The organism is Streptomyces sp. NPDC107581 (assembly GCF_055657175.1).
In genome coordinates this window covers 538589-564817 of sequence record NZ_JBVKBH010000001.1, presented here as the reverse complement: position 1 = coordinate 564817, position 26229 = coordinate 538589, and the positions used below count along the sequence as shown (strand labels likewise).

The 26229-nt window shown below is 71.6% G+C and carries 26 protein-coding genes; 17 read left to right on the top strand and 9 right to left on the bottom strand.

From position 1 onward, the window contains the following. Positions 1-103: 103 nt before the first annotated feature. From ACZ7P3_RS02575 to ACZ7P3_RS02545, 7 genes are all read left to right on the top strand, one after another. Entirely contained in the window at positions 104-901 is a 798-nt protein-coding gene (locus ACZ7P3_RS02575; protein ID WP_467817220.1) for an SDR family NAD(P)-dependent oxidoreductase, read from the top strand. Next, positions 901-1641, top strand: a complete 741-nt coding sequence (locus ACZ7P3_RS02570) for an SDR family NAD(P)-dependent oxidoreductase (RefSeq protein ID WP_472078527.1) — start codon at positions 901-903, stop codon at positions 1639-1641. The genes ACZ7P3_RS02575 and ACZ7P3_RS02570 overlap by 1 nt, the downstream gene beginning before the upstream one ends. A 36-nt stretch (positions 1642-1677) precedes the next feature. Continuing rightward, a complete protein-coding gene (locus ACZ7P3_RS02565; RefSeq protein ID WP_472078526.1) occupies positions 1678-2694 on the top strand; it encodes an LLM class flavin-dependent oxidoreductase in 1017 nt (338 codons plus the stop codon). 54 nt (positions 2695-2748) lie between these two features. After that, positions 2749-3498, top strand: a complete 750-nt coding sequence (locus tag ACZ7P3_RS02560) for a DUF6081 family protein (RefSeq protein WP_472078524.1) — start codon at positions 2749-2751, stop codon at positions 3496-3498. Next, positions 3498-4820: an NDP-hexose 2,3-dehydratase family protein gene (locus ACZ7P3_RS02555; RefSeq protein ID WP_472078523.1), complete on the top strand. Its 1323-nt coding sequence runs from the start codon at positions 3498-3500 to the stop codon at positions 4818-4820. Before ACZ7P3_RS02560 ends, ACZ7P3_RS02555 begins: the two co-directional genes overlap by 1 nt. Further along, a complete protein-coding gene (locus ACZ7P3_RS02550; protein WP_472078522.1) occupies positions 4817-5788 on the top strand; it encodes a Gfo/Idh/MocA family protein in 972 nt (323 codons plus the stop codon). Before ACZ7P3_RS02555 ends, ACZ7P3_RS02550 begins: the two co-directional genes overlap by 4 nt. A 106-nt stretch (positions 5789-5894) precedes the next feature. Then, positions 5895-7025 (top strand): acyl-CoA dehydrogenase family protein, encoded by a 1131-nt coding sequence (locus ACZ7P3_RS02545; RefSeq protein ID WP_472078520.1) that lies wholly within the window; start codon positions 5895-5897, stop codon positions 7023-7025. A gap of 67 nt (positions 7026-7092) precedes the next feature. Here the strand turns inward: ACZ7P3_RS02545 and soxR are convergent, their stop codons facing one another. The 6 genes from soxR to ACZ7P3_RS02515 form a co-directional block, all read right to left on the bottom strand. Beyond that, the gene (soxR, locus tag ACZ7P3_RS02540; RefSeq protein ID WP_472078519.1) at positions 7093-7653 is read right to left on the bottom strand and encodes a redox-sensitive transcriptional activator SoxR; all 561 of its coding nucleotides are present in this window, start codon (positions 7651-7653) and stop codon (positions 7093-7095) included. 1 nt (position 7654) lies between these two features. Further along, on the bottom strand, positions 7655-8278 hold the full coding sequence (locus tag ACZ7P3_RS02535) for a DsbA family oxidoreductase (protein ID WP_472078518.1): 624 nt from the start codon (positions 8276-8278) through the stop codon (positions 7655-7657). Between the two features lie 139 nt (positions 8279-8417). Then, positions 8418-9026, bottom strand: a complete 609-nt coding sequence (locus ACZ7P3_RS02530; RefSeq protein ID WP_472078517.1) for a hypothetical protein — start codon at positions 9024-9026, stop codon at positions 8418-8420. Positions 9027-9129: 103 nt separating this feature from the next. Then, on the bottom strand, positions 9130-10095 hold the full coding sequence (rfbB, locus tag ACZ7P3_RS02525; protein WP_472078516.1) for a dTDP-glucose 4,6-dehydratase: 966 nt from the start codon (positions 10093-10095) through the stop codon (positions 9130-9132). Beyond that, positions 10092-11153 carry a glucose-1-phosphate thymidylyltransferase gene (locus ACZ7P3_RS02520; RefSeq protein ID WP_472078515.1) on the bottom strand — a complete coding sequence of 354 codons (1062 nt, stop codon included), beginning with the start codon at positions 11151-11153 and terminating at the stop codon, positions 10092-10094. The genes rfbB and ACZ7P3_RS02520 overlap by 4 nt, the downstream gene beginning before the upstream one ends. A 275-nt stretch (positions 11154-11428) precedes the next feature. Then, entirely contained in the window at positions 11429-13099 is a 1671-nt protein-coding gene (locus tag ACZ7P3_RS02515) for an MDR family MFS transporter (RefSeq protein WP_472078514.1), read from the bottom strand. A gap of 286 nt (positions 13100-13385) precedes the next feature. On the opposite strand from ACZ7P3_RS02515, the gene ACZ7P3_RS02510 reads away from it, so the two are divergent. The 5 genes from ACZ7P3_RS02510 (at position 13386) to ACZ7P3_RS02490 (ending at position 19341) form a co-directional block, all read left to right on the top strand. Next, a complete protein-coding gene (locus ACZ7P3_RS02510) occupies positions 13386-14534 on the top strand; it encodes a glycosyltransferase (protein ID WP_472078513.1) in 1149 nt (382 codons plus the stop codon). 135 nt (positions 14535-14669) lie between these two features. Continuing rightward, positions 14670-14840, top strand: coding sequence for a hypothetical protein (locus ACZ7P3_RS02505; RefSeq protein WP_472078512.1), 171 nt, complete (start codon positions 14670-14672; stop codon positions 14838-14840). Between the two features lie 29 nt (positions 14841-14869). Next, positions 14870-17149 carry a TOMM precursor leader peptide-binding protein gene (locus ACZ7P3_RS02500; protein WP_472078511.1) on the top strand — a complete coding sequence of 760 codons (2280 nt, stop codon included), beginning with the start codon at positions 14870-14872 and terminating at the stop codon, positions 17147-17149. 283 nt (positions 17150-17432) lie between these two features. Beyond that, entirely contained in the window at positions 17433-18665 is a 1233-nt protein-coding gene (locus ACZ7P3_RS02495; protein WP_472078509.1) for a sensor histidine kinase, read from the top strand. Positions 18666-18729: 64 nt separating this feature from the next. Next, the gene (locus ACZ7P3_RS02490) at positions 18730-19341 is read left to right on the top strand and encodes a response regulator transcription factor (RefSeq protein WP_472078811.1); all 612 of its coding nucleotides are present in this window, start codon (positions 18730-18732) and stop codon (positions 19339-19341) included. A 3-nt stretch (positions 19342-19344) separates the two neighbouring features. Here the strand turns inward: ACZ7P3_RS02490 and ACZ7P3_RS02485 are convergent, their stop codons facing one another. Continuing rightward, complete coding sequence (locus ACZ7P3_RS02485; RefSeq protein WP_472078508.1) at positions 19345-20178, bottom strand: AfsR/SARP family transcriptional regulator; 834 nt, start codon at positions 20176-20178, stop codon at positions 19345-19347. 1251 nt (positions 20179-21429) lie between these two features. On the opposite strand from ACZ7P3_RS02485, the gene ACZ7P3_RS02480 reads away from it, so the two are divergent. Genes ACZ7P3_RS02480 through ACZ7P3_RS02470 form a run of 3 tightly spaced genes read left to right on the top strand, consistent with a single transcriptional unit; the run spans position 21430 to position 22960 of the window. Then, a complete protein-coding gene (locus ACZ7P3_RS02480) occupies positions 21430-21582 on the top strand; it encodes a hypothetical protein (protein WP_472078507.1) in 153 nt (50 codons plus the stop codon). Further along, on the top strand, positions 21579-22697 hold the full coding sequence (locus tag ACZ7P3_RS02475) for an MATE family efflux transporter (protein WP_472078506.1): 1119 nt from the start codon (positions 21579-21581) through the stop codon (positions 22695-22697). Before ACZ7P3_RS02480 ends, ACZ7P3_RS02475 begins: the two co-directional genes overlap by 4 nt. Then, a complete protein-coding gene (locus ACZ7P3_RS02470) occupies positions 22661-22960 on the top strand; it encodes a hypothetical protein (protein ID WP_472078505.1) in 300 nt (99 codons plus the stop codon). Before ACZ7P3_RS02475 ends, ACZ7P3_RS02470 begins: the two co-directional genes overlap by 37 nt. A 168-nt stretch (positions 22961-23128) precedes the next feature. On the opposite strand, the gene ACZ7P3_RS02465 is transcribed toward ACZ7P3_RS02470, so the two are convergent. Then, positions 23129-23830 (bottom strand): DUF5324 family protein, encoded by a 702-nt coding sequence (locus ACZ7P3_RS02465; RefSeq protein ID WP_472078504.1) that lies wholly within the window; start codon positions 23828-23830, stop codon positions 23129-23131. A 241-nt stretch (positions 23831-24071) separates the two neighbouring features. Here ACZ7P3_RS02465 and ACZ7P3_RS02460 point away from each other — a divergent pair, with 241 nt between their 5' ends. Continuing rightward, positions 24072-24605 (top strand): peptidylprolyl isomerase, encoded by a 534-nt coding sequence (locus ACZ7P3_RS02460; protein ID WP_472078503.1) that lies wholly within the window; start codon positions 24072-24074, stop codon positions 24603-24605. Positions 24606-24716: 111 nt separating this feature from the next. Further along, positions 24717-25607, top strand: coding sequence for a rhomboid family intramembrane serine protease (locus ACZ7P3_RS02455; protein WP_472078502.1), 891 nt, complete (start codon positions 24717-24719; stop codon positions 25605-25607). Positions 25608-25881: 274 nt separating this feature from the next. Here the strand turns inward: ACZ7P3_RS02455 and crgA are convergent, their stop codons facing one another. Then, entirely contained in the window at positions 25882-26136 is a 255-nt protein-coding gene (gene crgA / locus ACZ7P3_RS02450) for a cell division protein CrgA (protein ID WP_472078501.1), read from the bottom strand. Positions 26137-26229 lie beyond the last annotated feature (93 nt).

Sequence of the window (26229 nt, the reverse complement as noted above, 5' to 3'; positions counted from 1 at the left end):
GGTGCCGCACTCGATCTGGCTTCCACTCCCGCTCGAGGGGGTGCGGCCACGCTCGGTCGCGGCACGGCAGGACGCCCCACCCCACCCGAGGGAGACACGAGCAATGACGACAGCGACGGCCACGGCGGCGAAGCCGGTGGCACTGGTGACGGGTGCGACCAGCGGCATCGGTCTGGCGATCGCACGGCGCCTCGCCGCGCTCGGCGCGCGCACGTTCCTGTGTGCCCGGGACGAGGCCCGGCTCGCGGCGACCGTGAAGGAGCTCCAGGGCGAGGGCTTCGACGTCGACGGCACGGTGTGCGACGTGGCCGACCCGGCCCAGATCCGTGCCTTCGTGGCGGCGGCCGTGCAGCGCTACGGCACCGTCGACATCCTGGTGAACAACGCGGGCCGCAGCGGCGGCGGCGCCACCGCTGAGATCCCCGACGAACTCTGGCTCGACGTCATCAACACCAACCTGACCAGCGTCTTCCTGATGACGAAGGAAGTACTGAACGCGGGCGGGATGCTGGCCAAGAAGCGCGGCCGGATCATCAACATCGCCTCCACGGGCGGCAAGCAGGGCGTGGTGCACGCGGTGCCCTACTCGGCGTCCAAGCACGGCGTCGTCGGCCTGACCAAGGCGCTCGGCCTGGAACTGGCCCGCACCGGCATCACCGTGAACGCGGTCTGCCCCGGCTTCGTGGAGACCCCGATGGCCGAGCGGGTGCGCGAGCACTACGCGGGCATCTGGGAGGTGTCCGAGCAGGAGACCTTCGACCGCATCACCAACCGGGTGCCGCTGGGCCGTTACGTGGAGACCCGTGAGGTCGCCGCGATGGTCGAGTACTTGGTGGCGGACGACGCGGCCGCGGTCACCGCGCAGGCGCTGAACGTCTGCGGCGGGCTGGGCAACTACTGATGGCCGGCCCCGCACCGGTCGCGCTGGTAACCGGATCCTCCTCCGGCATCGGGCAGACCGTCGCCCAGCGGCTCGCCGACGAAGGCTACCGGGTCGTCGTCAACTCGGCCCGCTCGGTGGAGGACGGCGAGCGGACGGCCGCCGCGCTGCCCGACGCGCGCTACGTCCAGGCCGATGTCTCCGTCGAGGCGGACGCGCGCCGCCTGGTGGACACCGCCGTCGCGCACTACGGCCGGCTCGACCTCCTGGTCAACAACGCCGGGCGCACCCGCGCCATCCCGCACGCCGACCTGGCCGCGGCGACGCCCGAGGTGTGGCAGGAGGTCCTCGGCCTGAACGTGATCGGCACCTGGCAGACCACCGTCGCCGCGATGCCGCACCTGTCCCGCACGGGCGCCGGCGCCGTGGTCAACGTTTCCTCGATCGCGGGCAGCCGCCCGGCCGGCAGCTCGATCCCGTATGCGGTGAGCAAGGCGGCCATCGAGCACATGACCCGGCTGCTCGCGAACACGGTGGGCCCGGAGGTGCGGGTCAACGCGGTGGCACCCGGGCTGATCGAGACGCCGTGGACGCAGAACAGCGATTTCTTCGCGCCGATCGCCGAGCACGTGCGCAAGACCACTCCGCTGCGCCGCACGGGTCGCCCCGAGGACGTCGCGGACGCCGTCCTCGCCCTGGTCCGCTCCACGTATACCACCGGGCAGGTCCTCCTCGCGGACGGCGGCGCCCACCTCCTCTGACCCGTCCGACCCCCTCACCACCCCAGGAGACCGACCGTGCGACTCGCCGTGAACCTCGTCCACCAGGGTGCCGGCGAACTCGCCCGCACCGCCGAGCAGTTGGGCTACGCCGCCGCGCTGGCCCCGGAGGGCTACCGTTCGGACGCGGCCAGCGTCCTCGGCCTGGTGGCGGGGGTGACCGAACGCATCGCGCTGATCTCCGGCGTGATGCAGATCCCGGGCCGCCCGCCGGCCATGGCCGCGCTGACCGCCGCGACGCTCGACTCGCTGAGCGCCGGCCGTTTCCGGCTCGGCCTCGGGGTGTCCAACCCCGATGTGTCGGTGGGCTGGTACGGCGTCCCGTTCGCCCGGCCGCTGGAGCGCACCCGGGAGTACGTCGACATCGTGCGGCGCGCCCTGGACGGCGAGCCGGTCCGCCACAAGGGCGAGCACTTCGAGGTCGGCGGGGCCGCCCCGCTGCACCTGCTGACCGAGCGGCTGCCCGGCCGGCTGCCGGTGCTGCTCGCGGCGGTCGGCCCGCGCAATCTGCGCCTCGCGGGCGAGATCGCGGACGGCTGGCTCGGCGTCTTCACCTCGCCGGAGGCGGTCACGGAGGCGGTCGCGGAGATCCGCAAGGGCCGGGGCTCCGACCACCTCGACGGCTTCGAGGTGCTGCCCAGCCTGCCCACCGCGGTCGCGGACACCGCCATGGAGGCGGCGGACGCGTTGCGCGGCCAGTACGTCTACCTGATGGGAATCGGCGACCCCGAGCGCAACTTCTACTGTGCGATGGCCCGTTCGATGGGGTACGAGGCCGAGGTGGCCGCGTTCCTGGAGCGGTACGGCGCGGGCGACCGCGCGGGCGCCGGGGCCGCCCTGCCGCTCGGCTTCATCGACCGTACGGCCCTGATCGGCCCGGTCGACCGGATCGCGGACCGCATGCGCGCCTACGCGGACGCGGGGGTGACCACCCTCGGCGTCATGGTCTCGGCCGCCGCCACCGGCCTGGAGGGACGCCTGGCCATCGTCGGGGCGGCGGCCCGCGCCCTGGAGCGCTCCGGCACCGCGGGCTGACCCGCCGCCCCGACACCGTTCACCTTCCCGCCCGTTCACCGCACGGAGAACGCCATGACGCTCCTGTTCCACGACGACTTCGCCGAAGGGCTGCGGTCCGGGACCGACGCCCCCTGGACGCTACGGCCCGCCGGACCGCTGGCGGCCGGTGACGGCACCGCCCGCGGCACGGCCGCCGGCCTGGTGGTGGAGTCCGCCGGCACCGACCCCGGCACGGGCCGGCCGGCCTTCCACGTACCGCCCGAGGGCGAGGCGTTCGACCATCTGCGCTGGTCCGCGTTCGGTCCGGCCATCGCCACCGGCGGCGGCGCGCTGACCGTGTCCACGACGCTGTCGGCCGAACTGTTCGGGGCCGCCGGGGACACGGTGAGCGACGGGGCGGGCGCGCTGGTCGTGCTCGACCGCGAGGCCGGGCTGATCATGGACTTCGCGCTGACCGGCGGCCGGGTGTGGGCGCTGTACGGCAGGGTGCCGGGCTCGGACGGCACCCGCGGCGGCTTCTCCTACAGCGTGCCTGTCGCCACGCGCACCGCCTCCGACGCGCACCATTGCGCCCTCGTGGTGGACCCGGCGGCGGGCGTCGCGCGCTGGGTGCTCGACGGCGCCGAGGTGTTCGCCGTGGACCGGCTCGGGCAGGCCCTGCCGGAGCCCGCGCGCCCGGACTCCTGGACGCCGGGGCCGCTCGCCGACGTACGGCCGACGGCGCTGGTACCGGGCCTCGCGCTGCTCGCGGACTCCCTGCACGGCCAGGGCGTGCGCTTCGCCGTCGGCCCGCTGTCCGTCACCGACGAGGCGGCCGGCTGATGCCGGTCGAGGACGCGGCCGGCTTCCACGCCTGGTTCGCCGAGCGCGGCGCGGCCCACCGCTACCGCATCGCCCCGGCCCCGCTGCACGCCCTGGACGGCTGGTACACCGAGCCCGGGACCGGCGACATCCGGCACCGCAGCGGCCGGTTCTTCTCCATCGAGGGACTGCACTTCCAGCGCCCGGACCCGGCCGCGCCCGCCTGGACGCAGCCGATCATCCGGCAGCCCGAGACCGGCATCCTGGGCATCCTCGTCAAGCGGTTCGACGGGGTTCTGCACCTGCTCATGCAGGCCAAGATGGAGCCGGGCAACATCAACACGCTCCAGCTCTCGCCGACCGTGCAGGCCACCTTCAGCAACTACACGCGGGTGCACCGGGGCGCCGCCGTGCGCTACCTCGACCACTTCCTCACGCCGGGCGCCGGGGACCGGGTGCACTACGACGCGCTGCAGAGCGAGCAGGGCTCGTGGTTCCTGGGCAAGCGCAACCGCAACATCGTCGTAGAGACCACCGGGGACGTCCCGGTGCACGAGGACTTCTGCTGGGTGCCGCGCCCGGTGATGGCCGAACTCCTGCGCGTGGACAACCTCGTCAACATGGACTCGCGCACCGTCCTCGCCGGCCTGCCCGACGAGCCGGGGGCGCCGGAGCGCACGGCGGACAAGCCGCTGCACGACACCGGGGCCCTGCTGCACTGGTTCGCCGGCGCCAAGGTGCGCCACCGCCCCGAGCGCGCGGTCGTCCCGCTGGGCGAGGTCGGCGGCTGGCACCGCGACGGGGAGCGCGGCGAGATCGTCCACGACGCGGGCCGGTACTTCCGGATCATCGGCGTCGACGTCGAGGCCGACAGCCGCGAGGTGGCCTCCTGGTCCCAGCCGATGCTGGCGCCGGTCGGCCGCGGGGTGATCGCCTTCGTCAGCAAGGAGATCCACGGCGAGCGCCACCTCCTGGTGGCGGCCCGCGCCGAGGCGGGCACCTTCGACGCCGTAGAGCTGGGGCCCACCGTGCAGTGCAACCCGGGCAACCTGGCCGAGGGCGCAGCGCGCCCGCCCTATCTGGACGCCGTGCTCGCAGCGCCGCCCGAGCGGGTCCTGTTCGACACCGTCCACTCGGAGGAGGGCGGCCGCTTCTACCACGCGGAGAACCGCTACCTCGTCGTGGACGGAGCCGACGTCCCGCTCGACGTCCCCGAGGACTACACATGGATGACGGTACGTCAGCTGACCCGGGCGGGACTGATCGGCAACCTCGTCGACGTCGAGGCGCGCACCCTGCTCGCCTGTGTGCGCACCCTGCCCGGCCACGGGGCGGCCCGGTGAGCGGACTGCGGATCGGCGTCGCGGGCTGCGCCGACATCGCGCTGCGACGGATGCTGCCCGCCTTCGCGGCCTCCCCGCACACCGAGGTGACGGCCGTCGCCAGCCGCAGCGCCGCCAAGGCGCGCTCCGCCGCCGGGGCCTTCGGCTGCGCGGCCGTCGAAGGTTACGACGCGCTCCTGGAGCGCCCCGACGTGGACGCTGTGTACGTGCCGCTGCCGGTCGCCCTGCACGCCGAGTGGGCCGAACGCGCCCTGCGCGCGGGCAAGCACGTCCTGGCCGAGAAGCCGCTCACCGCGCGGTACGCCGACACGGCCCGGCTGCTCGGCCTCGCCCGCGCACTCGGCCTCGTGCTCACCGAGAACTACCTGTTCGTCCACCACCCCGCCTACACCGCCGTACGGGAGCTGGTGGCGGCCGGCGCGATCGGTGAAGTCCGGTCGCTGAGCGCCTCGTTCACCATCCCGCCGCGCCCCGCCGACGACATCCGCTACCGCGCCGACCTGGACGGCGGCGCCCTCCTCGACATCGGGGTCTACCCGGTCCGGCTCGCCTCGCTGCTGCTCGGCCCGGAGCTGACGGTGCACGGCGCCACCCTGCGCCACGACACCGCGCGCGGCGTCGACCTGGGCGGCAGCGCCCTGCTCGGCGACCCGGCGACCGGGGCGAGCGCCCAGCTGGTGTTCGGCATGGAGCACCACTACACGGCGGGCTGGCGGCTGCACGGCAGCGAGGGCAGCCTCGCCCTGGACCGGGCCTACTCGCCGCCCGCCGATCACCGCCCGGTGCTGCGTCTGGAGCACGCCTCCGGCACCGAGGAGCGGGTCCTGCCCGCCCACGACCAGGCGGCCACGGCCGCCGGTGCCTTTGCCGCCGCCGTGCGCCGGGGCACGGGCGACGACGCGGTGGTGCTCCGGCAGGCCGAATTGGTCGACGCCGTCCGCCGGGCCGCGTACCGCACGGAGGTCTGAGCGGGCCCGACAGCCTTCCAGGGCGGCCTGTAGTCCCGTTCGAGCGGCCCGCACGACGCTGTCGTACACCACCAGCCACAGGCACTGTCACGAGGAGCTGACCAGGATGCCGACACAGCACCCGCCCCGCATCGAATCCGCCGCCGTCGTGGTCGCGGCGGCCGATGTCGCCAAGATCGCGGCGGAGCACGCGCAGGCCGCCGAGCGCGACCACCGCCTCACCCCGGAGGTGGTGCGGTCCATGGTCGACGCCGGTTTCGCGCGCCACTTCGTACCGCGCCGGCACGGCGGCGATGCGGGGACCTTCGAGGAGATCGTGCGGGCCGTGGCCGTCGTCGGCGAGGGCTGCACCTCGGCCGCCTGGGCCGCGTCGCTGACCGCCTCGCTCGGCCGGATGGCCGCCTACCTCCCCGAGGCCGGCCGGCGGCGCATCTGGGCGGGCGGCCCGGACACCTTGATCGTGGGCGCGCTCATGCCGCTCGGCCGGGCGCGCCGCGAGGAGGGCGGCTGGCGGATCGACGGCACCTGGCCCTACGTCAGCGTGGTGGACCACGCGGACTGGGCGCTGGTGTGCGCGATGACCACCGAGGTCCGGCCGACCGCCCGCTTCTTCGCCGTCCCGCGCGGCAGTTATCGCACCGAGGCCACCTGGTCCTCGGTCGGCATGCGCGGCACCGGCAGCAACACCCTGACGATCGAGCAGACCTACGTGCCCGACGAGCTGACCTTCACCCGCGACACCATCGCCACCGGCCTCGCCGACGACGCCGAGGCGCCCTGCCACGAGGTGCCGCTCAAGGCCGTCAACGGGCTGTGTTTCGCGGCCCCGGTGCTCGGCGCCGCGCGCGGCGCCCTTGCCGCCTGGCGCGAGGGCACCGCGCCCCGCCACACCTCCGCGTCCAGTGGTCTGGAGAGCGCGGCGGCCGTCGTCCTCAGCCGTGCCGCGGGCGAGGCCGACACGGCGGCGCTGCTCCTGGAGAGCGCGGCCCGCACCGCCGACGCCGGCCGCGTCACCGCCTTCGACGTGGCCCGCAGCGGCCGGGACTGCGCGCTCGCCGCCGAGCTCGCCACGGCCGCCGTGGACCGGCTGTTCGCCTCCGCGGGCACCCGCGCCCACCAGGAGTCGGCACCGCTCCAGCGCCACTGGCGGGACGCCCACTCCGCGGCCAGCCACGTAGTGCTCGGCTTCGACGCCGCCGCCGAGGCCTACGCCCGCGAACTGCACCCGGCGCGCTAGCCGGAGCCGGAACGTACCGCCGACTGAGGCGTACGGAGTGGAGGCCAACCCCTCCGCTCCGTACGCCTCAGTCCGTCGTGTCGCCCTGGCAGGACGTGCTCACGCCGCCGCAGGGGTCCTCGATGGGGGCGGTGCGCGCCGCCAGGACGCGGGCCGCCGCGCCCCTCGGCTCGCGCAGCAGCTTGCGCGGCCCCGGTCCCTCTTCACCCAGCTCGTCGTACGGATTGGTCAGCGGGCAGTCGCTCACCGACAGACAGCCGCAGCCAATGCAGTCCTCCAACCCGTCGCGCAGCGCGAGGAGTTGCTCGATCCGCTCGTTGAGGTCGGCGCGCCAGCGCTGGGAGAGTCGGGCCCAGTCGGCCCGGTTGGGGGTGCGCCCCTCGGGCAGTTCGGCCAGCGCCTCGCTCACCGTGCTCAGCGGGATGCCCATGCGCTGCGCTACCCGGATCACCGAGATGCGGCGCAGCGTGTCCCGCGTGTAGCGACGCTGGTTGCCGGGGGTCCGGCGGCTCTTGATGAGCCCCTTGGACTCGTAGAAGTGCAGGGCCGTGACCGCGACGCCACTGCGCGCGGACAGCTGTCCGATGGTGAGTTCGGTGACGTGGTACGCGGGCCGGGCGACGCTCATGTCAGCCGGCCTCCGCCAGGGCCCAGTGGAACTGCTCGAAGGAGGGCACGCCGGTGGCGACCCGCACGCCGTCGACGAAGACGGTCGGCACTCCGGTCACTCCGCGCCGGACGGCGGCCGCCTCGTCCTCGCGCACGTCCGCGGCGTAGGCGTCGCCCGCCAGGACACGGGTCACGTCGTCGGCGTCGAGCCCGGCGCCGGTCGCGGTGCGCAGCAGGACGTCGTGGTCCGCCACGTTCTGCTGTTCCGTCAGATAGACGCGGAACAGGTCGTTCTTCAGCCGGTGCGCGAGGCCGCTCCCGGCCGCGAGGTGCACCAGGCGCTGCGCGTCGAAGGAGTTCACGGGGCGGACGCCGGTGAGCCGGATGTCCAGGCCCTCGGCCTCGCCGAGGACACGGATCTTCTCGAACAGCTCGACCGTCTCCCCGTCCTTGAGTCCGAGCTTCTCCCGCATCATCTCGCCGAGCGTAGCACCGGGCGTACGCGGCTGTTCGGGGCGGAGTTCGAAGCTGCGCCAGACGATCTCGACGTCGTCACGGCCGACGTGCTCGATCGCCTTGTCGAGCCGCGCCTTGCCGATGTAGCACCACGGGCACATGATGTCGGACCAGATCTCGATTTTCACTGCCGCTGTCTCCCCACTTCAGGATCCTTCTCGCCCAGCCTGCAACCTCGACCGCGCTAGAGGTCAAGCGCGGCCGCGCCGGCCCACCCCGCTGAGGGGCCGGCCGGCGCGGCTGGTGCGAACGCTTGTTGTGCGACGGTTACTTGACGACCGTCTTGGCCAGCGCGATCGGCTGGTCCGGCCAGCAGTCGAGCTTGGCGTCGCTCGGCCAGTTGACCGGGGTGAAGGTCCAGCTGAAGCCCGGGTCGTCGTGCGAGGTGCCGCCGAAGCGGGTCTCCAGGGTGGTCCGGGTCTTGGGGGCCTTCAGGGTGATGGTGACCTTCGGCAGGTCGAACTCGGTGTTGGAGACGTACGGGCCCGCGGCGCGCAGGACCGCCTTGGTGCCGTCCACCTCCAGCGTCGGGGTGCCCGCGGCGCCGCCGTCGGCGACCTGGTAGGAGACGACGGTGGCGCCCTCCGGCAGCTTGAACTGCAGGGTGACGTCCTTGACGACCTTGTTGTAGGCCGGGTTCGGGGTGATCGGGGCCGGGTCGAGCGTGACGTCGAAGGTGGCGCCGGGCTTGACCGTGGCCGGGGCCACGGCGTCGACGTACGCGCTGTAGGCGAGGCCCGTGGTGGTGCCGACGCGGCAGTCGAAGTACGTCTTCACCGGAGCGGCCGAGGCGTTGGAGGTGGCGGCCACCAGGCCCGTGATGGCCAGCGGGACGGCGATGGCGGCGGTGCGGGCACGGCTGCGCAGAGCGGACATGTGGATTCCGTTTCTCGTCGACAGGTCCCCGCCGGCCGGTGCCGGCGGGTGCGAACAGCAGGGTGGGCGTGGGGGGATGCGGCGCCCCCGGGTCGGCCGTCCGTCAGGAGGCCGGGGTGCGCCAGAATTCGGGGTGGTCGCGGTACCAGTCCACGACCGACCCCAGCCCGCTCTCGATCGACCAGCGGGGCGCGTAGCCCAGCTCCTCGCGGATCTTGGAGTCGTCGATCGCATAGCGGAAGTCGTGTCCGAGGCGGTCCTCGACAGGGAGCACCATGTCCCAGTCCGCGCCCAGGAGGTCGAGCAGCCGGGACGTCATGTCGCGGTTGCTCATGCCGCTGCCGCCGCCGATGTTGTAGATCTCGCCCGCCCGGCCCTTGGTGAGCACCAGGTGCAGGGCCCGGCAGTGATCGTCCACGTGCAGCCACTCGCGCACGTTGAGGCCGTCCCCGTACAGTGGCACCTGACGGTTCGTCAGGAGTCGGGTGACGAAGTTCGGGATGAGCTTCTCGGGGTGCTGGTACGGGCCGTAGTTGTTGGAGCAGCGGGTGACGCGCACGTCGAGCCCGTGCGTGCGGTGGTAGGCGCGGACGATCAGGTCGCTGGACGCCTTGGACGCCGCATAGGGCGAGTTGGGCAGCAGTGGGCTGTCCTCGGTCCAGGTGCCGGTCTCCAGCGAGCCGTACACCTCGTCCGTGGAGACGTGCAGCATCCGGTCGACGCCGGCCGTCAGGGCCGCGTTGAGGAGCCGCTGGGTGCCCGTCACGTTCGTACGGATGAACTCGCCGGGGCCCTCAAGGGACCGGTCCACGTGGGACTCGGCCGCGAAGTGCACGATTGCGTCGTGGCCCGGGACGACCCGGTCCAGGAGCTCGCGGTCGCAGATGTCGCCGTGCACGAACTCGAAGCGCTCGTGCTCGGCGGGCAGGTTGTCGCGGCGGCCCGCGTAGGTGAGCCGGTCCAGGGCCGTGACGTGCACGTCCTCGGACTCGGGATAGCTGCCCGCGAGGATCTCGCGGACGTAGTGCGAGCCGATGAACCCGGCGGCGCCGGTGACCAGGATCCTCATGCCGCCACCTCCGCCTGGGTGTGGTCGCCGATGATGAGCCGGCGCCCGGCGGTCTCGCCGCCGCGCACCGCGGCCGAGCGGCCGATGATCGAGCCGGACAGGCCGCGCACGTTCTGGATGGACACCTCGTCCAGGACGATGGAGTCGCCGATCCCGGCGCCGTCCAGGACGCAGTCGCGTCCGAGTGCGGTGTACGGGCCCAGCTCGCTGTCGCGCACGACGCTGCCCGCGCCGACGATGAGCGGTCCCACGAGGTACGAGCGCTCCACGACGGCCCCGGCCTCGACGACCACCGGTCCCTCGACGGTGCTGGCCGCGTCGACCTCACCGTGCACGCCGTGGCCGAGCCGGCCGAGCAGCAGCCGGTTGCAGTCCAGGAGGTCGTCCGGGCTGCCGGTGTCCTTCCAGTAGCCGGCGTACTCGTCGGCGACCACCCGGTCGCCGCGCTCCACCAGGTACTGGATGGCGTCAGTGATCTCCAGCTCGCCTCGGGCGCTCGGCACGATGGCCTTCACCGCTTCGTGCACCGCGGAGGTGAAGAAGTACACCCCGACCACGGCGAGGTCGCTGCGCGGCTGCTGCGGCTTCTCCACCAGCGCGAGCACCCGGCCCTCCGCGTCGACCTCGGCGACGCCGTAGGCCCGCGGGTCGGCCACCTTGGTGAGCAGCAGCTGGGCGGCGGGTCGCCCGGCGCGGAAGGCGCGGGCCGAGGTGGCGATGCCCTCGGCGAGGATGTTGTCGCCCAGGTACATCACGAAGTCGTCGTCGCCGAGGAACTCCTCGGCGATGGAGACGGCGTGCGCGAGGCCCAGCGGGGCCTCCTGCTGGAGGTAGGTGATGTTCAGGCCGTACGCGGAGCCGTCCCCGACGGCCGCGCGGATCTCCTGGGCACGGTCACCGACGACGACCGCCACGTCCCGGACGCCGATGTCGCGGACGTTCTCCAGGCAGTGCACCAGGATCGGTTTGTTGGCGACGGGCACCAACTGTTTGGGCATGGAATAGGTGAAGGGACGCAACCTGGTCCCCATCCCTCCGGACAGAATCAGCGCCTTCATGGCAACCCTTCACTCGCACCTTTGCCCCGGCCTTGGTTACGGGCTCGATTCTGGGAAGCCGACCTAGAGAGCGGGTCCACTCCAACTGGACTCCGCCCGGCGGGCGGGTGCGTGCGGGGTTGTGGACACGGCGAAGGGGGCCGGCCAATGGGCCGGCCCCCTTCGTGGGACGGTGCACGGGGGATGGGCACGCGTCCGTGTGGGGGCGTGTCCACCCGCCTCGGGGGCGGCGGGTGGACACGCGGGTGATCGCCCGGATCGGGCGGTGTGCGGGCTCAGTTCTTGCCCGCAGGTTCCTTGGTTTCCTTGGCGCCGCCGGGTGCGGCGGCGGGCTCGCGGCGCTTCTCCTTCGGGATGGCCGCGAGGACCAGGGCGATCACCAGCATCACGCCGCTGACCACGAAGACGATCTGCATCGCGTCGGCCATGCCGTGCAGGAACGGCTTGGCCAGACGCGGGTCGGCGTGCTTGAGGAAGGAGCTGTTGTCCATGGGGACAGCTCCTTGCCGGGCGCCGAGGAGCACCTTGTTGGCGGCCTCGCCGGTCACCGACGGGTCGTTGACGGCCGCCGTGTAGGCGGGGTCGGAGGCCGCGTCGCGGTAGGCTGCGGCCACCTTGTCGCTGACCGCGCCGAAGAACATCGACAGGAAGACGGCGATGCCCGCGGTGCCGCCGATCTGGCGGAAGAAGGTGAACGAGCCCATGCCCGCGCCCATGTACTGCGGGGAGACGCCCGTCTGGATCGCGATCAGCATGACCTGCCAGCACAGGCCGATGCCGAAGCCCATCAGGCCGGCGGCGATGCCGGTCTGCCACAGCGCGGTGTCCGCGGTGAGCGTGCCGAACCAGAAGGTCGCGGCGACCATCAGCACGAGGCCGGTGAGCAGAACGACCTTGTAGTGGCCCGTCTTGGTGACGAACGGGCCCGCGATGCGGCCCGCGACGACGATGCCGAGCGTCTGGGGCAGCATCATCAGGCCGGCCTGGGTGGGCGACAGGCCCTTGACCATCTGGAGGTAGAGCGGCAGCACCGAGAGGGCGCCGAACACGGCCGCGCCGACCAGCGTGTTGACACCGTTGTACACGGAGAAGAGCGGATTGCGGAACATCGGCGTGGGGAGCAGGGCCGCACCGCCCGCCCGCTTCTGCGCCAGCAGGAACAGCACCAGGCCGACGAGCCCCAGGGCGAACAGGCCGAGCGTCCCGCCCGCGCCCCAGCCCCACTTGGGTCCCTGCTCCACCGCGAAGAGCAGCGGCACCAGGCAGGCGACCAGTGCGAGCAGGCCCGCGATGTCGAACTTGTGCTGTGCGCGGTTGGGTTGGATGCGCACTGTCGAGGCGATGATCAGCGCGGCCGCCACACCGATCGGCACGTTGATGTAGAACGCCCAGCGCCAGCCGGACGTGCCCATGAAGCTGTCGAGTCCGGCGAAGAACCCGCCCGCGACGGGGCCGATGACCGCGGAGACACCGAAGACCGCGCCGAACCACGCCTGGTAGCGGCTGCGTTCGGCGAGCGGCACCAGGTCCGTGAGGATCGCGAAGGCGAGGCTCATCAGACCGCCCGCGCCGATGCCCTGGACCCCGCGGAACACCGCGAGCATGGTCATGGACTGGGCGAGGCCGCACAGCACCGAGCCGAGCACGAAGACGCCCACTGCGGTGCAGTAGACGGGACGGCGTCCGTAGATGTCGGAGAGCTTGCCGTACAACGCCGTCGTGATCACCGACGTGATCATGTACGAGGTGTTCGCCCAGGCCTGCTCCGAAAGGCCGTTGAGGTCGTCGGCGATGGTGCGCAGGGAGGCAGAGATGATCGTCTGGTCGAGCGCGGACATGAACAGGCCGAGCAGGAGCCCCGTCATGATCAGCCGGACCCTGCGCCGGTTCACCGCGTCGGCACTGGAACCGGGCACCGAAGCCCCTGGCTTCTCTGTGTCTGTCATCGGGAGTTTCTTCCTTCGGGAAGCGGAAGTGGAGGGGGAAGCGGTGCGCCCACAGGTTTGGCCCCTGCACGGATGGGTCCCGTGGACAGGTTCCGGCCGCTGCGGCCGGACCATGATGAAACCTCTAGTGCGCTAGAGGTCAAGGGGATTGTGCGGCGCCTGGCTAGGACACGGCTCGGACCCGCCTCGCGCCTCCCGTTGCCCGACGGTTCCCTCACCGGCCGCTCCTGGTGCTTCCAGCGCCGCTCCAGGAACGCTCGACCCCCGCTCCCTAGCGTCCGAAGCCATGAGATTCCTTTTTGTGTCCGGAGGAAGCGCGGGAGCGGTCTTCCCCATCACCCCGCTGGCGCTGGCGGCGCGCAATGCCGGCCACGAAGTGATCGTCGGGGCCACGGAGAACGTGATGCCGCTGGTCGCGGCGACCGGTCTGCCGGGCGCCCCGATTACCTCGCGCACCATGTTCGACTTCATGCAGCGCGACCGGCACGGCAACCCGCTGGAGATCCCCAAGGACCCGCACGAGCGCAACCTGTTCAACGGCCGGGGCATGGCCCGACTCGCCCTCGGCAGCATGGAGGGGCTGGTCCCCCTGGTCGAGTGCTGGCAGCCGGACGTCCTGGTCGCCGGGGCGCTCTCGTACGCGGCGCCGCTGGTGGCCCACCGCTTCGGCCTGCCCTGGGTGCGGCACGCGCTCAACATGGGCGAGCCGTCCATCATTGACCTGTCCGCCGCCGCCGAACTGGCGCCGGAGCTGGAGGAGATGGGCTTGTCCGCCCTCCCCGACCCGGACATGTACGTGGAGATCTGTCCGCCGGGCGCCCGCCGCCCGGACGCGGGGCCCGCGCAGTTCATGCAGTACGTGCCCTTCAACACCCAGCGCGCGCTCGAGCCCTGGATGTACACCAAGGGGGACCGGCCACGCGTACTGGTCTCGGCGGGCAGCCGGGTCTCCGCCGACTACGAGGCCGACGCCTTGTCCGCCCTGGTCGAGAAGGTCGCCGGGCTCGACGTGGAACTGCTCATCGCGGCTCCCCAGGAGATGGCGGACGCCCTGGGCGACCTGCCGGACAACGTGCGCGCGGGCTGGCTGCCGCTCGACGTCGTGCTGCGCACCTGCGACCTGCTGGTGCACCGGGCCGGCGGCAACACGATGCTGCACGCGATCGTGTGTGGCGTTCCCCAGCTGGTGATTCCCGCCATGCCCAAGCAGGTCGGCATGTCCGAGCGGCTTGCCGAGTACGGCGCCGCAATCATGCTCACGGCCGGGCAGGACGACTCGCCGGAGAACGTCGCCAAGGCCTGCCGCGAGCTGCTGGAGAACCCGGCCTACAAGGCCCGGACCGACGAGCTGAGCAAGGAGATCGCGGGGCTGCCCACCCCGCACGACGTGACGGTGACCATCACCGAGCTGGCGCGCGCCCGCAGGGCACTGTGAATCCGGCATCCCCAAATTCGTGAAGAATGCACTGGTCGGCGATCATCAGGTGTTCACACAATGCAGACGAGGCGCTGCCTGACTGCACCTTCGAGCAGCACATGCTCGCCTGGAAGACTCCTGGAAGGAACCGCCATGCTCCCCGTCCTCACCGAGGACCTCACCTGGGCCTCTGTCCTCACGCCGGACCCTCGGTCCTCGACCACGCTGACGATCGAGGACCTGGACTCGGTCCCCGCCGACGCGTCGGCCCTCTTCACTCTCTGCGTGCTGGCTCCCGAGCCGGCTGAGGCCAACGCGGCCTGACAACCATCGTGCGGGAACAGGAAGGTCCGGTGGCCGGAGGCGGCGCACCGCGGATCGGCTGGCGCAGCCATCTGCGGAGCGTCGTCGTGCCGGGCGAAGCCGTGTACCTGGTCTCCGGCCGAGGCGTCCGCGCCGTGCGCGGCACCCCGGCCGAGGCGCTGGCCCCCCTGCTCGACGGCACCCGCACACCCGACGAGGTGCTGCGGGCCGCCGCCGGGAACCTGTCGGCACCCGGGACGTCCCCCGACGAACTGCGCCGCGCGCTCTCCGAGCTCTGGTCCGCCGGCCTGCTGCGCGCCCGTTCCGCCGAGGCACCGGCACCGGCCGACCCCTCGGCCGACGCCTTCTGGGACCTGGCCGGCACCGCGCCACCCACCGGTCCGACCGTACGGCTCCTGGTGCTCGACGGCCCAGTCGGCCACGCGCAGGCAGCGGCCGCCTGCACCGAGTCCGGGCTCACCGTGGTGCCGCCCGACGCGGCGGACGCCACCGTCACCCTGGTGCTCTGCGCCGACTACCTGGACCCGGGCCTCGCCGGCATCGACGCCCGCCAGCGCGCGGCAGGCCGCCCCTGGATCCTCGCCAAGCCCGGCGGCCCCGCACCGTGGACCGGCCCGGTGCTCCGCCCCGGCGGCGGCCCTTGCTGGCACTGCCTTGCCGAACGTCTGCGCCTCCAGCGCGGCTCCGAGGCGCCCCTGCACCGCGCCCTGGGCAGCGCCGGCCCGATCGCCCGGCCCGACGCTTCGCTCGCCGCGAGCCGAGCCCTGGGCCTGCACACCGCCGTCCTGGAGACCGCCAAGTACCTGGCCGGCACGCCGAGTCCGGCGCGCGACGCCGTACACGTCCTGGACACCCTCACCCTCACCGTCGACCAGCACCCGGTCGTCCACCGCCCCCAGTGCCCGGCCTGTGGCGACCCCGGACTGGTCGCCGCCACGGTGCGCGCGCCCTTCGTTCCCGGGCCCCGTCCCAAGGCGGCGGCCGGCGGCAACGGCCACCGCGCCCTGACGCCCCGACAGATGTGGGACACCTACGGCCACCTGGTGAGCCCGGTCACCGGCGTCGTGCGCGAGGTGCGGCGCGACCCGCGCAGCCCCGCCTTCACCCACAGCTACCTGTCCGGGCACAACCTGGCACTGCGGACGCAGACCCTGGCCGGGCACACCGCCGGCCTGCGCGCGCTCAGCGGCGGCAAGGGCCTCACCTCCGAGGAGGCCCGGGTCAGCGCCTTGTGCGAGGCGGTGGAGCGCTACAGCGGCACCCGGCACGGCGACGAGCCGGTGGTCCGCGACAGCCTGCGCGCGCTCGGTGTGGCTGCGGTGCACCCGGACAGCGTCCGGCTCCACGACGCCCGGCAGCTGCGTGACAGGGCCGCCTGGAACGCCGCCCGCTCGCCCTTCCAGTACGTCGGTCGCCTCTTCGACGAGGACGCGGTGCTCGACTGGACCCCGGTGTGGTCCCTCACCGCCGGCCGGCAGCGGCTGCTGCCCACCTCGTTGCTCTACTTCGACGCCGACCCCGCGGCCCCGCTGCGCGCGGACTCCAACGGCAACGCCGCCGGGTCCAGCCGCGAGGACGCCTTCGTCCAGGGCTTCCTGGAACTGGTGGAGCGCGACGCGGTCGCCCTGTGGTGGTACAACCGCACCCTCGCACCCGCCCTCGATCTCGACGCCTTCGCCGCTTCGGGCGACGACTGGATCGAGCCGCTGCGCGCGGGCTACCGCTCGGTCGGCCGTGAGGTCTGGGCCCTCGACCTGACCTCCGACTTCGGCATCCCGGTGGTCGCCGCCCTGTCCCGGCGCACCGAAGGGGCCGCCGAGGACGTGCTGTTCGGCTTCGGCGCCCACCTCGACCCGCGCATCGCGGTGCGCCGTGCGCTCACCGAGATGGGACAGCTGCTGCCCGCGGTCATCGGCGCCCGCCTGGACGGCTCCGGCTACACGGTGGACGATCCGCAGGCCCTGTCCTGGTGGCGCACGGCCACTGTCGCCGGCCAGCCCTATCTGCTGCCCGACCCGAAGCGCCGCCCGACCGTTCCCGGTGACCACGCGCACACTCCCCGAGCCGACCTCGCCGACGACGTGGCGGCGCTGACCGCGCTCGCCCGGGAGCGTGGTCTCGAGGTCCTCGTCCTGGACCAGACCCGGCCCGACGTCGGGCTTCCGGTGGTGAAAGTGGTCATTCCCGGCATGCGTCACTTCTGGCCACGCTTTGCTCCGGGCCGCCTCTTCGACGTGCCGGTCGCCCTCGGCCGGCTCACCGAGCCCACGCCGTACGAGCGTCTCAATCCGCTGCCGCTCTTCATCTGACCCCGGCCGCCCATATCGGGCTATATGGCATCTGGCCTGCACTTTTCCTGGCCTGTTCACTCCAGGGCCCCGTCGATGACGCCGGGACCGCCGCCCGTCGGACCCCACGGACCGGACCTCTGGCCACCAGCGACCATCTCTCGTATTTGGCCAAAATCACCACGATGTTCTTCGTCCGGACAGCGCCGTCCGAGCGATGATCAGCTCGCCCCGCTGTCCCGGCCACCGCCGGGACGGCTCCCGGGTGTGTCCATCACCCTCCGCAGAGAAGTCGTCGCCCCTGATGAATCCACGTGAACAGCACCTCAACGAGCCGGACGGACCGGCCCCGACCCTCTCCGGCGAGGTTTCCGACATGCCCGCCCCGCGGCTGGCGCGCGCGGTCCTCTTGGCCGTGATGGCTGGATATTCGCTGGTCACCGCCGTGAACATCCTCGGTGACAGGCCGACGCCGGTCGAGAGCTGTGTAAGCTTCACCGCCCTGCTCGCCGTGTTCGGCCTCCAGGTCGTGCACTCCCGGCCGCTGGCCCGGCAGAGCCCGTACTGGCACCGAGTGACAACCCTCCTGCTGCAAGGCCTCTTCTGCTTCGTACCGCTCGCGCTCTTCGGTGTCGCCTGGGGCGCGATGGGCGGCTTCCTGGCCGGCTCCGTACTCCTTCTGCTACCCGGCCGGGCCGCCTGGCCGCTGTACGGCACGATCGGCCTCTCCCTCTTCACCTACTCGGCGCTGGAGGGCAGCAGCGTGCTCGACAGTGTCTACGCGATGGAGGCCACGCTCGTCACCGGGCTCGTGGTGTTCGGGCTGAGCAGCCTGACCGGCCTGGTGACCCGGCTGCACGCACACCGCGCCGATCTGGCCCGGCTCGCCGTGGCCAGCGAGCGGGTGCGCTTCTCCCGGGACCTGCACGACCTGCTCGGCTACAACCTGTCCGCGATCACGCTCAAGACCGAGCTGGTCCGGCGCATGGTGCCGGACATGCCCGAGACCGCCCGGAACGAGATCGAGTCCGTCCTCGCCGTGTCCCGCCAGTCGCTCGCCGATGTGCGCAAGGTCGCCACCGGCTACCGCGACATGTCCCTGACCGAGGAGGCGGCGGTCACCTGCTCGATGCTGGAGTCGGTCGGCATAGAGGTGGAGACCGCCATCGACACAGGTCCGCTTCCGTCGCAGATCGACACGGTCCTCGCCACGGTGCTCCGCGAGGGCGTCACCAACGCCCTGCGGCACAGCCGTGTCCACCACTGCACCATCCGGTGCTGGGAGGAGAACGGCATGGTCGTGCTCAGTCTCGCCAACGACGGCGTGGACCCCGAGGAGGCGGCCCGGGAGCCGCAGCAGGCGGACGACCCCGGCGGCAGGGGCCTGGGCAACCTCACCCTCCGGTTGACCCGCGTCGGCGGCAGCCTCACCACTCAGCTGGGCGACGACGGCTGGTTCAGGATGGTTGCCCGGGCCCCGCTGGCTCCCGCTCTCTCCCGGACGTGTGAAGGGCCGACGGAGACCGCTCGAAAATAAAGGCGGGAAAAGGTGAAAGTAAAACTGTAGTGTGAAACGGTCAAGATGCCGGGGGGGATCACCAATAGTGATACGCATATTGCTGGCCGAAGACATGGACCTGGTCCGGGGAGCGCTCGTGGCGCTGCTCGGTCTGGAGGGTGACCTCGAAGTGGTCGCACAGGTCGAGCGCGGAGACAAGATCCTGCCGACCGCCCTGGAGACCCGGCCCGATGTCGCGATCATCGACATCGGCCTCCCGGGCCTCGACGGCCTGTCGGCGGCGGCTCTTCTCGCCGAGGAGCTGCCCGGCTGCCGCACGCTCATCCTGACCAGTCTCGGCCGCCCGGGCGTGCTGCGCCGGGCGCTGGACGCCAAGATCTCCGGCTTCCTGCCGAAGGACGCCTCGCCCCAGGATCTCGCCGACGCGGTGCGCCGGGTCGTGGCGGGCCACCGGGCCATCGACCCCGAGCTCGCCCTGGCGGCCTGGGACAGCGTCGAGAGCCCGCTCACCGATCGTGAGAGGGAGGTGCTGCGCCTCACCGCCGAGGGCGACGAGGCGCCGGAGATCGCCTCCCGGCTGCGCCTGTCCACCGGGACTGTACGGAACTACCTGACCTCGGTCGTCACCAAGCTGAACGCCCGCAACCGGGTGGACGCGGTGCGCATCGCCCGTGAGTCCGGCTGGCTGGTCTGAGCCTCAGGCGCCGGTGCGCAGCAGATGGCGCCCTGCGTGCTGCGACTCCAGCTCCGGCTCTCCGGACAGCACCGCCTGGTGCAACCGCTGCAGGCGCTGTGAGGGCTCCACACCGAGCTCCTCGATGAGTGTCCGGCGCAGTTGCTGGAAGACCTCCAGCGCCCGCCACACGGCGCCCGACCGGTACAGCGCCGTCATGAGCTGGGCAGTCAGGTTCTCGTTCATCGGGTGGCGGGCGACCAGCATCCGCAGTTCGGCGAGGAGCGAGGCGTGTCGGCCGAGCAGCAGGTCCGCCTCGATGCGCTGTTCGAGCACCCGGGTGCGCTGCTCGGCCATGCCGAGCACCTCCACCCCGAGCACGAGCCCGGTCGGTACGTCCACCAGCGCCGGCCCGCGCCACAGCTCCAGCGCCCGGTCCAGCATCACGGACGCGGTGTGCGCGTCGCCGGTCTCCAGCGCGAGCGAGCCGCGAGCCGCAAGCGACTGGAACTCGCGCACGTCGCTGTCCTTTGGGCGGACCGCGAGCCGGTAGCCGCCGAAGCAGGTGGTCAGTACGTCCTTGGCGTCACCGACCTGCTCGGGCTCGCCATCCGCTGGCCCGGTGCGCAGCGCGGCCGTCACCTTCCTGCGCAGGTGGAGGATGTACGTCTGCAGCGTGGTGGCCGCGCTCTTGGGGATCGCATCGCCCCAGATTTCCTCCATCAGCGTCGGTACGGTCACCACCCGCTCCGCCCTGATGGCCAGCAGCGCCAGCAGCTGGCGCGGCTTTCCCGCACTCGGCACGATCGACTGTCCGTTCAGCCGGACAGCGAGCGGCCCAAGAATTTCAATGTCCATGACACTCCCCCAGAAATTCGGCGTGTCAAGGAACTGACCCGCCGGTGTCTGCATCGACCATGACACGTCTCCTCCGTGGCACCCAGTGTCACGCTCATTGATTGAAGTGTGACCAGCTCACTCCAGCAGGACTCCAGGACCAGCCGAGGTCGGTGCGCAGGGGGACCCGAAGACCGGTGGCTCTGCTGTCGCGTCGGGTGGGCGCCGGTTTCCACGGTTCCGCTGATGGGTCAGCTTGTCGCGATGGGTGAAGCTGCTGGTCAGCCGGCGCTCGGAAGAACGTCGAGCCGAGTCGACTGCTGCACTCCAGCTCTTGAGGAAGGACCCCTCGCTCCGCTTTTCCGAAGCTGGCCGTTCCCTTCTGCGGGGGCGGCGCGGAGGGGGTTGGCGCCACTTGGCCTTGCAAGTGCAAGGTGCTGAGGCGCCGTGCTGACGTGTCAGCACGGTGGTGCTGACGAGCGGTTTGAGAAACCCGAGTTTCCGGGGTCCGAGCCCCCTTGGTCTCCCCTGCTGATCCCCTGGGCCGATATGGCGTCGGTGAAGGCCGTGCGGACTGCTGAGATCTGGGAAGACGGCTGGTACATCACTTTCAACAACCCGTTGTCATTAACGCGGCCCTGTAAAGGCAACCGCCGTTGAGGCAGCCGCAGTTAGGCTGCTCAGTAATCCCCGGCTAACCGTGACACGGGGAGATCGTGAGCGAGTCGTTTTCCGAGATCGAACTCACACAGGCTGTCGCTGTCCTGCGACAGCAGTTGGTTGCCGCGGCGGCAGCGGCCAGGCGCCTCGCTTTGACGTACGGGAACTGACCATGGAGTTCTCAGTGGGGCTACGCAAGGACGCCCATGCGAAGGCGGGGTTTCGGGGTCGCAGCGCAGGACAAGGACCTGGCCGTCGAACTGCTCTCCGCATCGCTAGCCGTGGAGACAGCGGACCTCGACGCGTTCGCCAGGGCCATAGCCGGTCCCCCGTACACCCCGCCGTTCTGGTCGGATCTCTCCAGGGACCAGCAGAGGGCCGGGACGCCTGCGCTTTCGCATGTGGGTCAGGTACGGGCAAGATCCGGCGTCAGCACATGGCCAAGGCTCATCCGAAGACATGGCCAGGGCTCATCTGAAGGGACGGACCAGTCATGGCAACCCTCGCGATGGAGGCGGTGTCCCTCGCCGGCGATCCCGGGCCGGACGCGCCCTACCGCCTGGTGACGGACCTTTCCGCGCTGTCCGACGCGCAGTGTCGCTCATCCGCTCCGTGGAAGGCACCACGGGCAGCGCGCGGGGCACGGCGGGCGCCGAGGGCGGCAGAGGGGCGCTGTCCGGCCTGCTCGGCAGTGGCCCGACCACAGCCGAGCCGGCGCTGACCGCCCTGGGCGCCTTCCGGCCGACCGGGGCGGGTGCCGCGTGACCGCGGCAGGCCCGACGACCGGGGAGGCTCCCGCCGTCCCGAGCGTGCGCCGCGTGGCCGCCTTCGCCGCGCCCGTGGTCCTGGGCAACGTGGTGACGCTCGGCGCACAGTTCGCGGTGGTGGCCCTGCTGGGCGCCGTCGGCGGATCCGCGCTGTACCTGCGGTCCGTCTACGCCCCCGTCAGCTTCGTCTTCCTCGCCCTGACCTCCGGTCTGTCGGTGGCGCTCCAGGTCGGTGCCGCCCGCTGCGCGGGAAGCGGCAGGCGGGCGGAGATCCCCGGACACCTGGCGGCCATGGCCCGGATCGGTCTGGGGGCCTATCTGTGCTGCGGGGTCCTGGTGCTGCTCGGCGGCCGGCCGCCGGCGTCCCTGCTGTCCGTGCCCGCCGCCGAGCGGTCCCGCTTCCTGGCCTTCCTGGCCGTCATGGCGGCGGTGACCGCGATCGGGTTCCTCGGCGAGCTGTGCGCAGCGGTGCTCCGGGGCATCGGCCGGACCGGATTCGGCGTCCTGACCACCGTCATCGCGGTTGCCCTGACCATCGGCGGGGTGGCGGGCCTCGGCCTCGGGGCCGACTGGGGACTGACCGCCGTTCCCGTCGCCACCGCGGCCGCCGGCACTGTCGAACTCGCCCTGGGACTGGTGCTGCTGCGTCGGGAGGGGCTGCTCGGCGCGGCCGCGCTGCGCAGCCGCACGCCGGATGCCCGGGCCCTCGTCACCTCCGTGGGCTTTCCGGTCGGCGCCTCGTTCCTGCTGCTGTTCGTCGTCAACCTGCTCTTCCTGCGGATCGTCGCTCCCTACGGCACCGGGGCGGTGGCCGGGTTCATGCTCGGCTACACCCTGCAGACCGTGGTGATCGTGCCCGCCGTGGGCTTCGGTTCCGCCATCGCGATCCTGGTCGACCAGCTCAGGGCGGCCGGGCACCGGCACCGGTGCGCCAGGCGCTGCGCAACGGGGCCGCTCTGGTCCTGGGCTGCTACCTGGTGGTCACCGCGGCCCTGGTGCTGGGCGGCAGCGCGCTGGTGTCGGCGCTGTCCGGGGGTCCGGCCACCGCCGACGAGGCCGCACGTTTCGTCGAGGTGGTGGGACCGAGCTTCGGCTGCACCGCCCTGGCCCTGACGGCACTGTCCCTGCTGGAGCAGACCGGAAGGGGCGCGATCGCCTTCGCCCTGAACGCCGTCTACTTCGGCGGACTCATCACCGTCGGCGCCTGGCTCACCCACGTCCGTGACTCCACGGACGGGCTCTATCTCACGATGACCGCCGTACTCGGAGCCGTCGTCAGCCGGCTCGCCCTGTGGTGGCTGCTGTACCGGCCACTCGGCAGCCACCAGGACGCCGGTGCGTCCTCCCGTATCCGTGCCCCCGAGGAGGCGTCATGACCACCGTCACGCGGCGGGTGGGACAACCGACCGGGAGTGTCCGGCGCGGCGGCCGGGCCACGTGTCCTCGGCGCGGCCGGAGGTTTCACGTGAAACGAGCCGTGTGCAGGGCGGTGGTCAACTTGCCCTGCACACAAATCGGTTGGGTGTCGTAAAGAAGCGGCGACCTCACTCCTTCTCGTCGCGGTGGGCGGCCTCGTCATCGGCCTGCTTCGCCTGGACCTCCGGGTCCAGCACGGAGGCACCACTGCCGTCCACCGCGCCGAGCCGGCCGGACTCGGGCACCTCCGTCGCCGCGGGCGGCTCCACCAGCCAGTCGGGGTTGGCCTGCTTGTCCCACCACTTCCAGGCCGCGAAGGCACCGCCGGCCACCAGGCCCAGCAGTACCAGCACCTTCATGGCGCGGCGGGTCCTGCACCGGCGCTCGTTCCTGCGGGCCAGCTTGCGGATCTCCTCTGCCGAGACCTGGCCGCGCAGTGCGGCCAGCGCGGCGGCACTGCGCGCGGCCGCCTCGTCGCGCACGGGGACCGCCGCGGCCACCGCCTGCTCGATCCTCGGACGTGAATACTCGGCTGCCTGCCGGGCAGCCTTGCGGGTGCGGACGGCGGCCTCGTGGGCGGCCAGGTCCACCTTCGGCGGCACATGCGTGCGGGCCTGCTCCAGACGCGGGGCAAGCCGGGCGTCGTACTGCTCGCGGGCCTGTTCAGCGGCCTGCGACACCACGGGCGCCAGCCGTACGCGTGCCTCTTGCGCGTAATACGCGGCACGCTCCTTGGCCGTGTCGGCGTAGGGCGCCACCACTTCCGCGGCGTGCAGCACGCTGTCCCTCGCCGAGCCGGTCGCGGCGCGCACGCTGTCGATGCGGGTCACGGGTTCCTCCTCCTCGGTGGCGTACGGTAATTCGACTTTCCACCCTTTTACGGATCATGCCTGCCCGCCGCCTGTGAGGCATGCGAGGACGGGCATATGGGTGCAACCGGAGCTTCCTGACGACACTGCCACGAATCGTCGCGATGCGCTCCCTCACCGGGAGAACTCCCTTCTGTCGGGCGTCCTCCGTCCTGGGCCGTGCGAGGATCGGGGAGCACACGAGGACAACGGAAGGCGGATCGTGGCCGAGCAGCTCTACGCCACCCTGAAGACCAACCACGGCGACATCGAGGTCCGGCTGTTCCCGAACCACGCGCCCAAGACGGTCAGAAACTTCGTGGAACTCGCTCAGGGCGAGCGGGAGTGGACGCACCCGGACACCGGCACGGTGAGCAAGGACAAGCTCTACGACGGCGTGCTCTTCCACCGGGTCATCAAGGGCTTCATGATCCAGGGCGGCGACCCGCTGGGCAACGGCATCGGCGGACCCGGCTACGAGTTCGCGGACGAATTCCACCCGGACCTGTCCTTCAACAGGCCGTACCTGCTCGCCATGGCCAACGCCGGTCCGAACACCAACGGCTCGCAGTTCTTCATCACCGTCTCCCCGACGGTCCATCTGAACCGCAAGCACACGATCTTCGGCGAGGTCACCGACCTGGCGAGCCAGAAGATCGTGGACGCCATCGCCGCCGTGCCGACCACGCTGCCGAACAACCGTCCGGTCAGCGACGTCGTCATCGAGACCGTCGTCGTCGAGAAGCGCCAGGGCTGAGCCCCGCCGCGCTCCGGAATCCCCTCAGGGAACAAAACGCCCCGCTCGTCCGTAAGGAAGAGCGGGGCGGGACAGCGCCGGGGGGCCGCCCACGACCAGCAAGGGGATCTCATGGACCAGGCCGCAGGCAGCACGCAGGACGCCCGGAGCCTGCCCGTGTGCTACCGGCACCCGGACCGTGAGACCGGTGTGCGCTGCACCCGCTGTGAGCGCCCCATCTGCCCCGAGTGCATGGTCAGCGCCTCGGTCGGCTTCCAGTGCCCCGAGTGCGTGCGCGGCGACTCCGGCACGGGCCACCCCCCGGCGGCCTCCCGCCCCCGTACGGTCGCCGGCGGCACCCTGACCGCGGACCCCCGCCTGGTCACCAAGATCCTCATCGGGATCAACCTGGCCGTCTTCCTGGTACAGCTGTCCATGGGCGACCGCTTCACCAATCGCTTCGAGCTCATCGGCCACGCCTACACCTACTACCTCCCCGGTGTGCAGGGCATCGCGGAGGGCCAGTACTACCGGCTGCTGACCGCGATGTTCCTGCACGGCGGCTACACCCACATCGCGTTCAACATGCTCAGCCTGTGGTGGATCGGCGGCCCGCTGGAAGCCGCACTCGGCCGCGCCCGCTATCTCGCCCTGTACTTCGTCTCGGGCCTGGCCGGCAGCGCGCTCACCTACCTGATCGCCGCACCCAACCAGCCCTCGCTGGGCGCCTCCGGTGCGATCTTCGGGCTCTTCGGCGCCACCGCCGTCCTCATGCGCCGGCTCAACTACGACATGCGGCCGATCATCGCGCTGCTGGTGATCAACCTGATCATCACCTTCAGCCCGGGGATGAGCATTGCCTGGGAGGCCCACGTCGGCGGCCTCGTCGCCGGTGTGCTGACCGGCTATGCCATGGTCCACGCCCCGCGCGACAAGCGGACGCTGATCCAGTACGGCGCCTGTGTGCTCGTTCTGGCCGTGGTGGTGGTCCTGACGCTGGTCAGGACCGCTCAGCTCACCTGATACCGAACCTGATACCGAACCGTTGTCCACAGTGTGTGCCGGATCTTGTGCATACCGTGCGGGAACAGCTGTGCCCCCTGTCGCTCGGATGTGTTTCCGCAGGTCGGACAGGGGGCGAACGGGTGTATGGGGACCGGTAGGGCAGTCACACCGGCGTCAACGGCCGATGAGTTATCCACAGATCGTAGTCTTTTCCCCAGGGAGGGTGTGGACAGGCCGTCGAGGCTGTGGATAACTCAGCGAACAGCCCTGGGCAGAGCTGCTCCCGCCGTGGCTACTTCCACTGCGTGGAGACACCGAAGCCGGCGGCGATGAAGCCGAAGCCGACCACGATGTTCCAGTTGTCCAGGCTGTCGATCGGCAGCGAGCCATTGCTCACATAGAAGACGACGATCCAGGCCAGGCCGATGAGGAACATGGCCAGCATGACGGGCGCGACCCAGGCACGGTTGGTCAGCTTGATGGCCTGTGCCTGCTTCGCGGGCGGCGGCGAGTAGTCGGCCTTCTTGCGGATACGTGACTTCGGCACGAGGGTCTCTCCTGTCGATGCGCTGCGTGGCCGCGCAGGTAACTGGGTCGGTCCGGGGCAGCGTACAAGGGGACACTGAGTGCTCCCCCGGGC

Coding starts and splice junctions, on each gene's coding strand:
- ACZ7P3_RS02555 (WP_472078523.1), top strand. CDS start 3,498: ATGCCGGTCGAGGACGCGGCCGGCTTCCACGCCTGGTTCGCCGAGCGC.
- ACZ7P3_RS02485 (WP_472078508.1), bottom strand. CDS start 20,178: ATGGACATTGAAATTCTTGGGCCGCTCGCTGTCCGGCTGAACGGACAG.
- ACZ7P3_RS02530 (WP_472078517.1), bottom strand. CDS start 9,026: ATGTCCGCTCTGCGCAGCCGTGCCCGCACCGCCGCCATCGCCGTCCCG.
- rfbB (WP_472078516.1), bottom strand. CDS start 10,095: ATGAGGATCCTGGTCACCGGCGCCGCCGGGTTCATCGGCTCGCACTAC.
- ACZ7P3_RS02505 (WP_472078512.1), top strand. CDS start 14,670: ATGCTCCCCGTCCTCACCGAGGACCTCACCTGGGCCTCTGTCCTCACG.
- ACZ7P3_RS02515 (WP_472078514.1), bottom strand. CDS start 13,099: ATGACAGACACAGAGAAGCCAGGGGCTTCGGTGCCCGGTTCCAGTGCC.
- ACZ7P3_RS02510 (WP_472078513.1), top strand. CDS start 13,386: ATGAGATTCCTTTTTGTGTCCGGAGGAAGCGCGGGAGCGGTCTTCCCC.
- ACZ7P3_RS02575 (WP_467817220.1), top strand. CDS start 104: ATGACGACAGCGACGGCCACGGCGGCGAAGCCGGTGGCACTGGTGACG.
- soxR (WP_472078519.1), bottom strand. CDS start 7,653: ATGAGCGTCGCCCGGCCCGCGTACCACGTCACCGAACTCACCATCGGA.
- ACZ7P3_RS02455 (WP_472078502.1), top strand. CDS start 24,717: ATGGACCAGGCCGCAGGCAGCACGCAGGACGCCCGGAGCCTGCCCGTG.
- ACZ7P3_RS02495 (WP_472078509.1), top strand. CDS start 17,433: ATGAATCCACGTGAACAGCACCTCAACGAGCCGGACGGACCGGCCCCG.
- ACZ7P3_RS02520 (WP_472078515.1), bottom strand. CDS start 11,153: ATGAAGGCGCTGATTCTGTCCGGAGGGATGGGGACCAGGTTGCGTCCC.
- ACZ7P3_RS02545 (WP_472078520.1), top strand. CDS start 5,895: ATGCCGACACAGCACCCGCCCCGCATCGAATCCGCCGCCGTCGTGGTC.
- ACZ7P3_RS02570 (WP_472078527.1), top strand. CDS start 901: ATGGCCGGCCCCGCACCGGTCGCGCTGGTAACCGGATCCTCCTCCGGC.
- ACZ7P3_RS02560 (WP_472078524.1), top strand. CDS start 2,749: ATGACGCTCCTGTTCCACGACGACTTCGCCGAAGGGCTGCGGTCCGGG.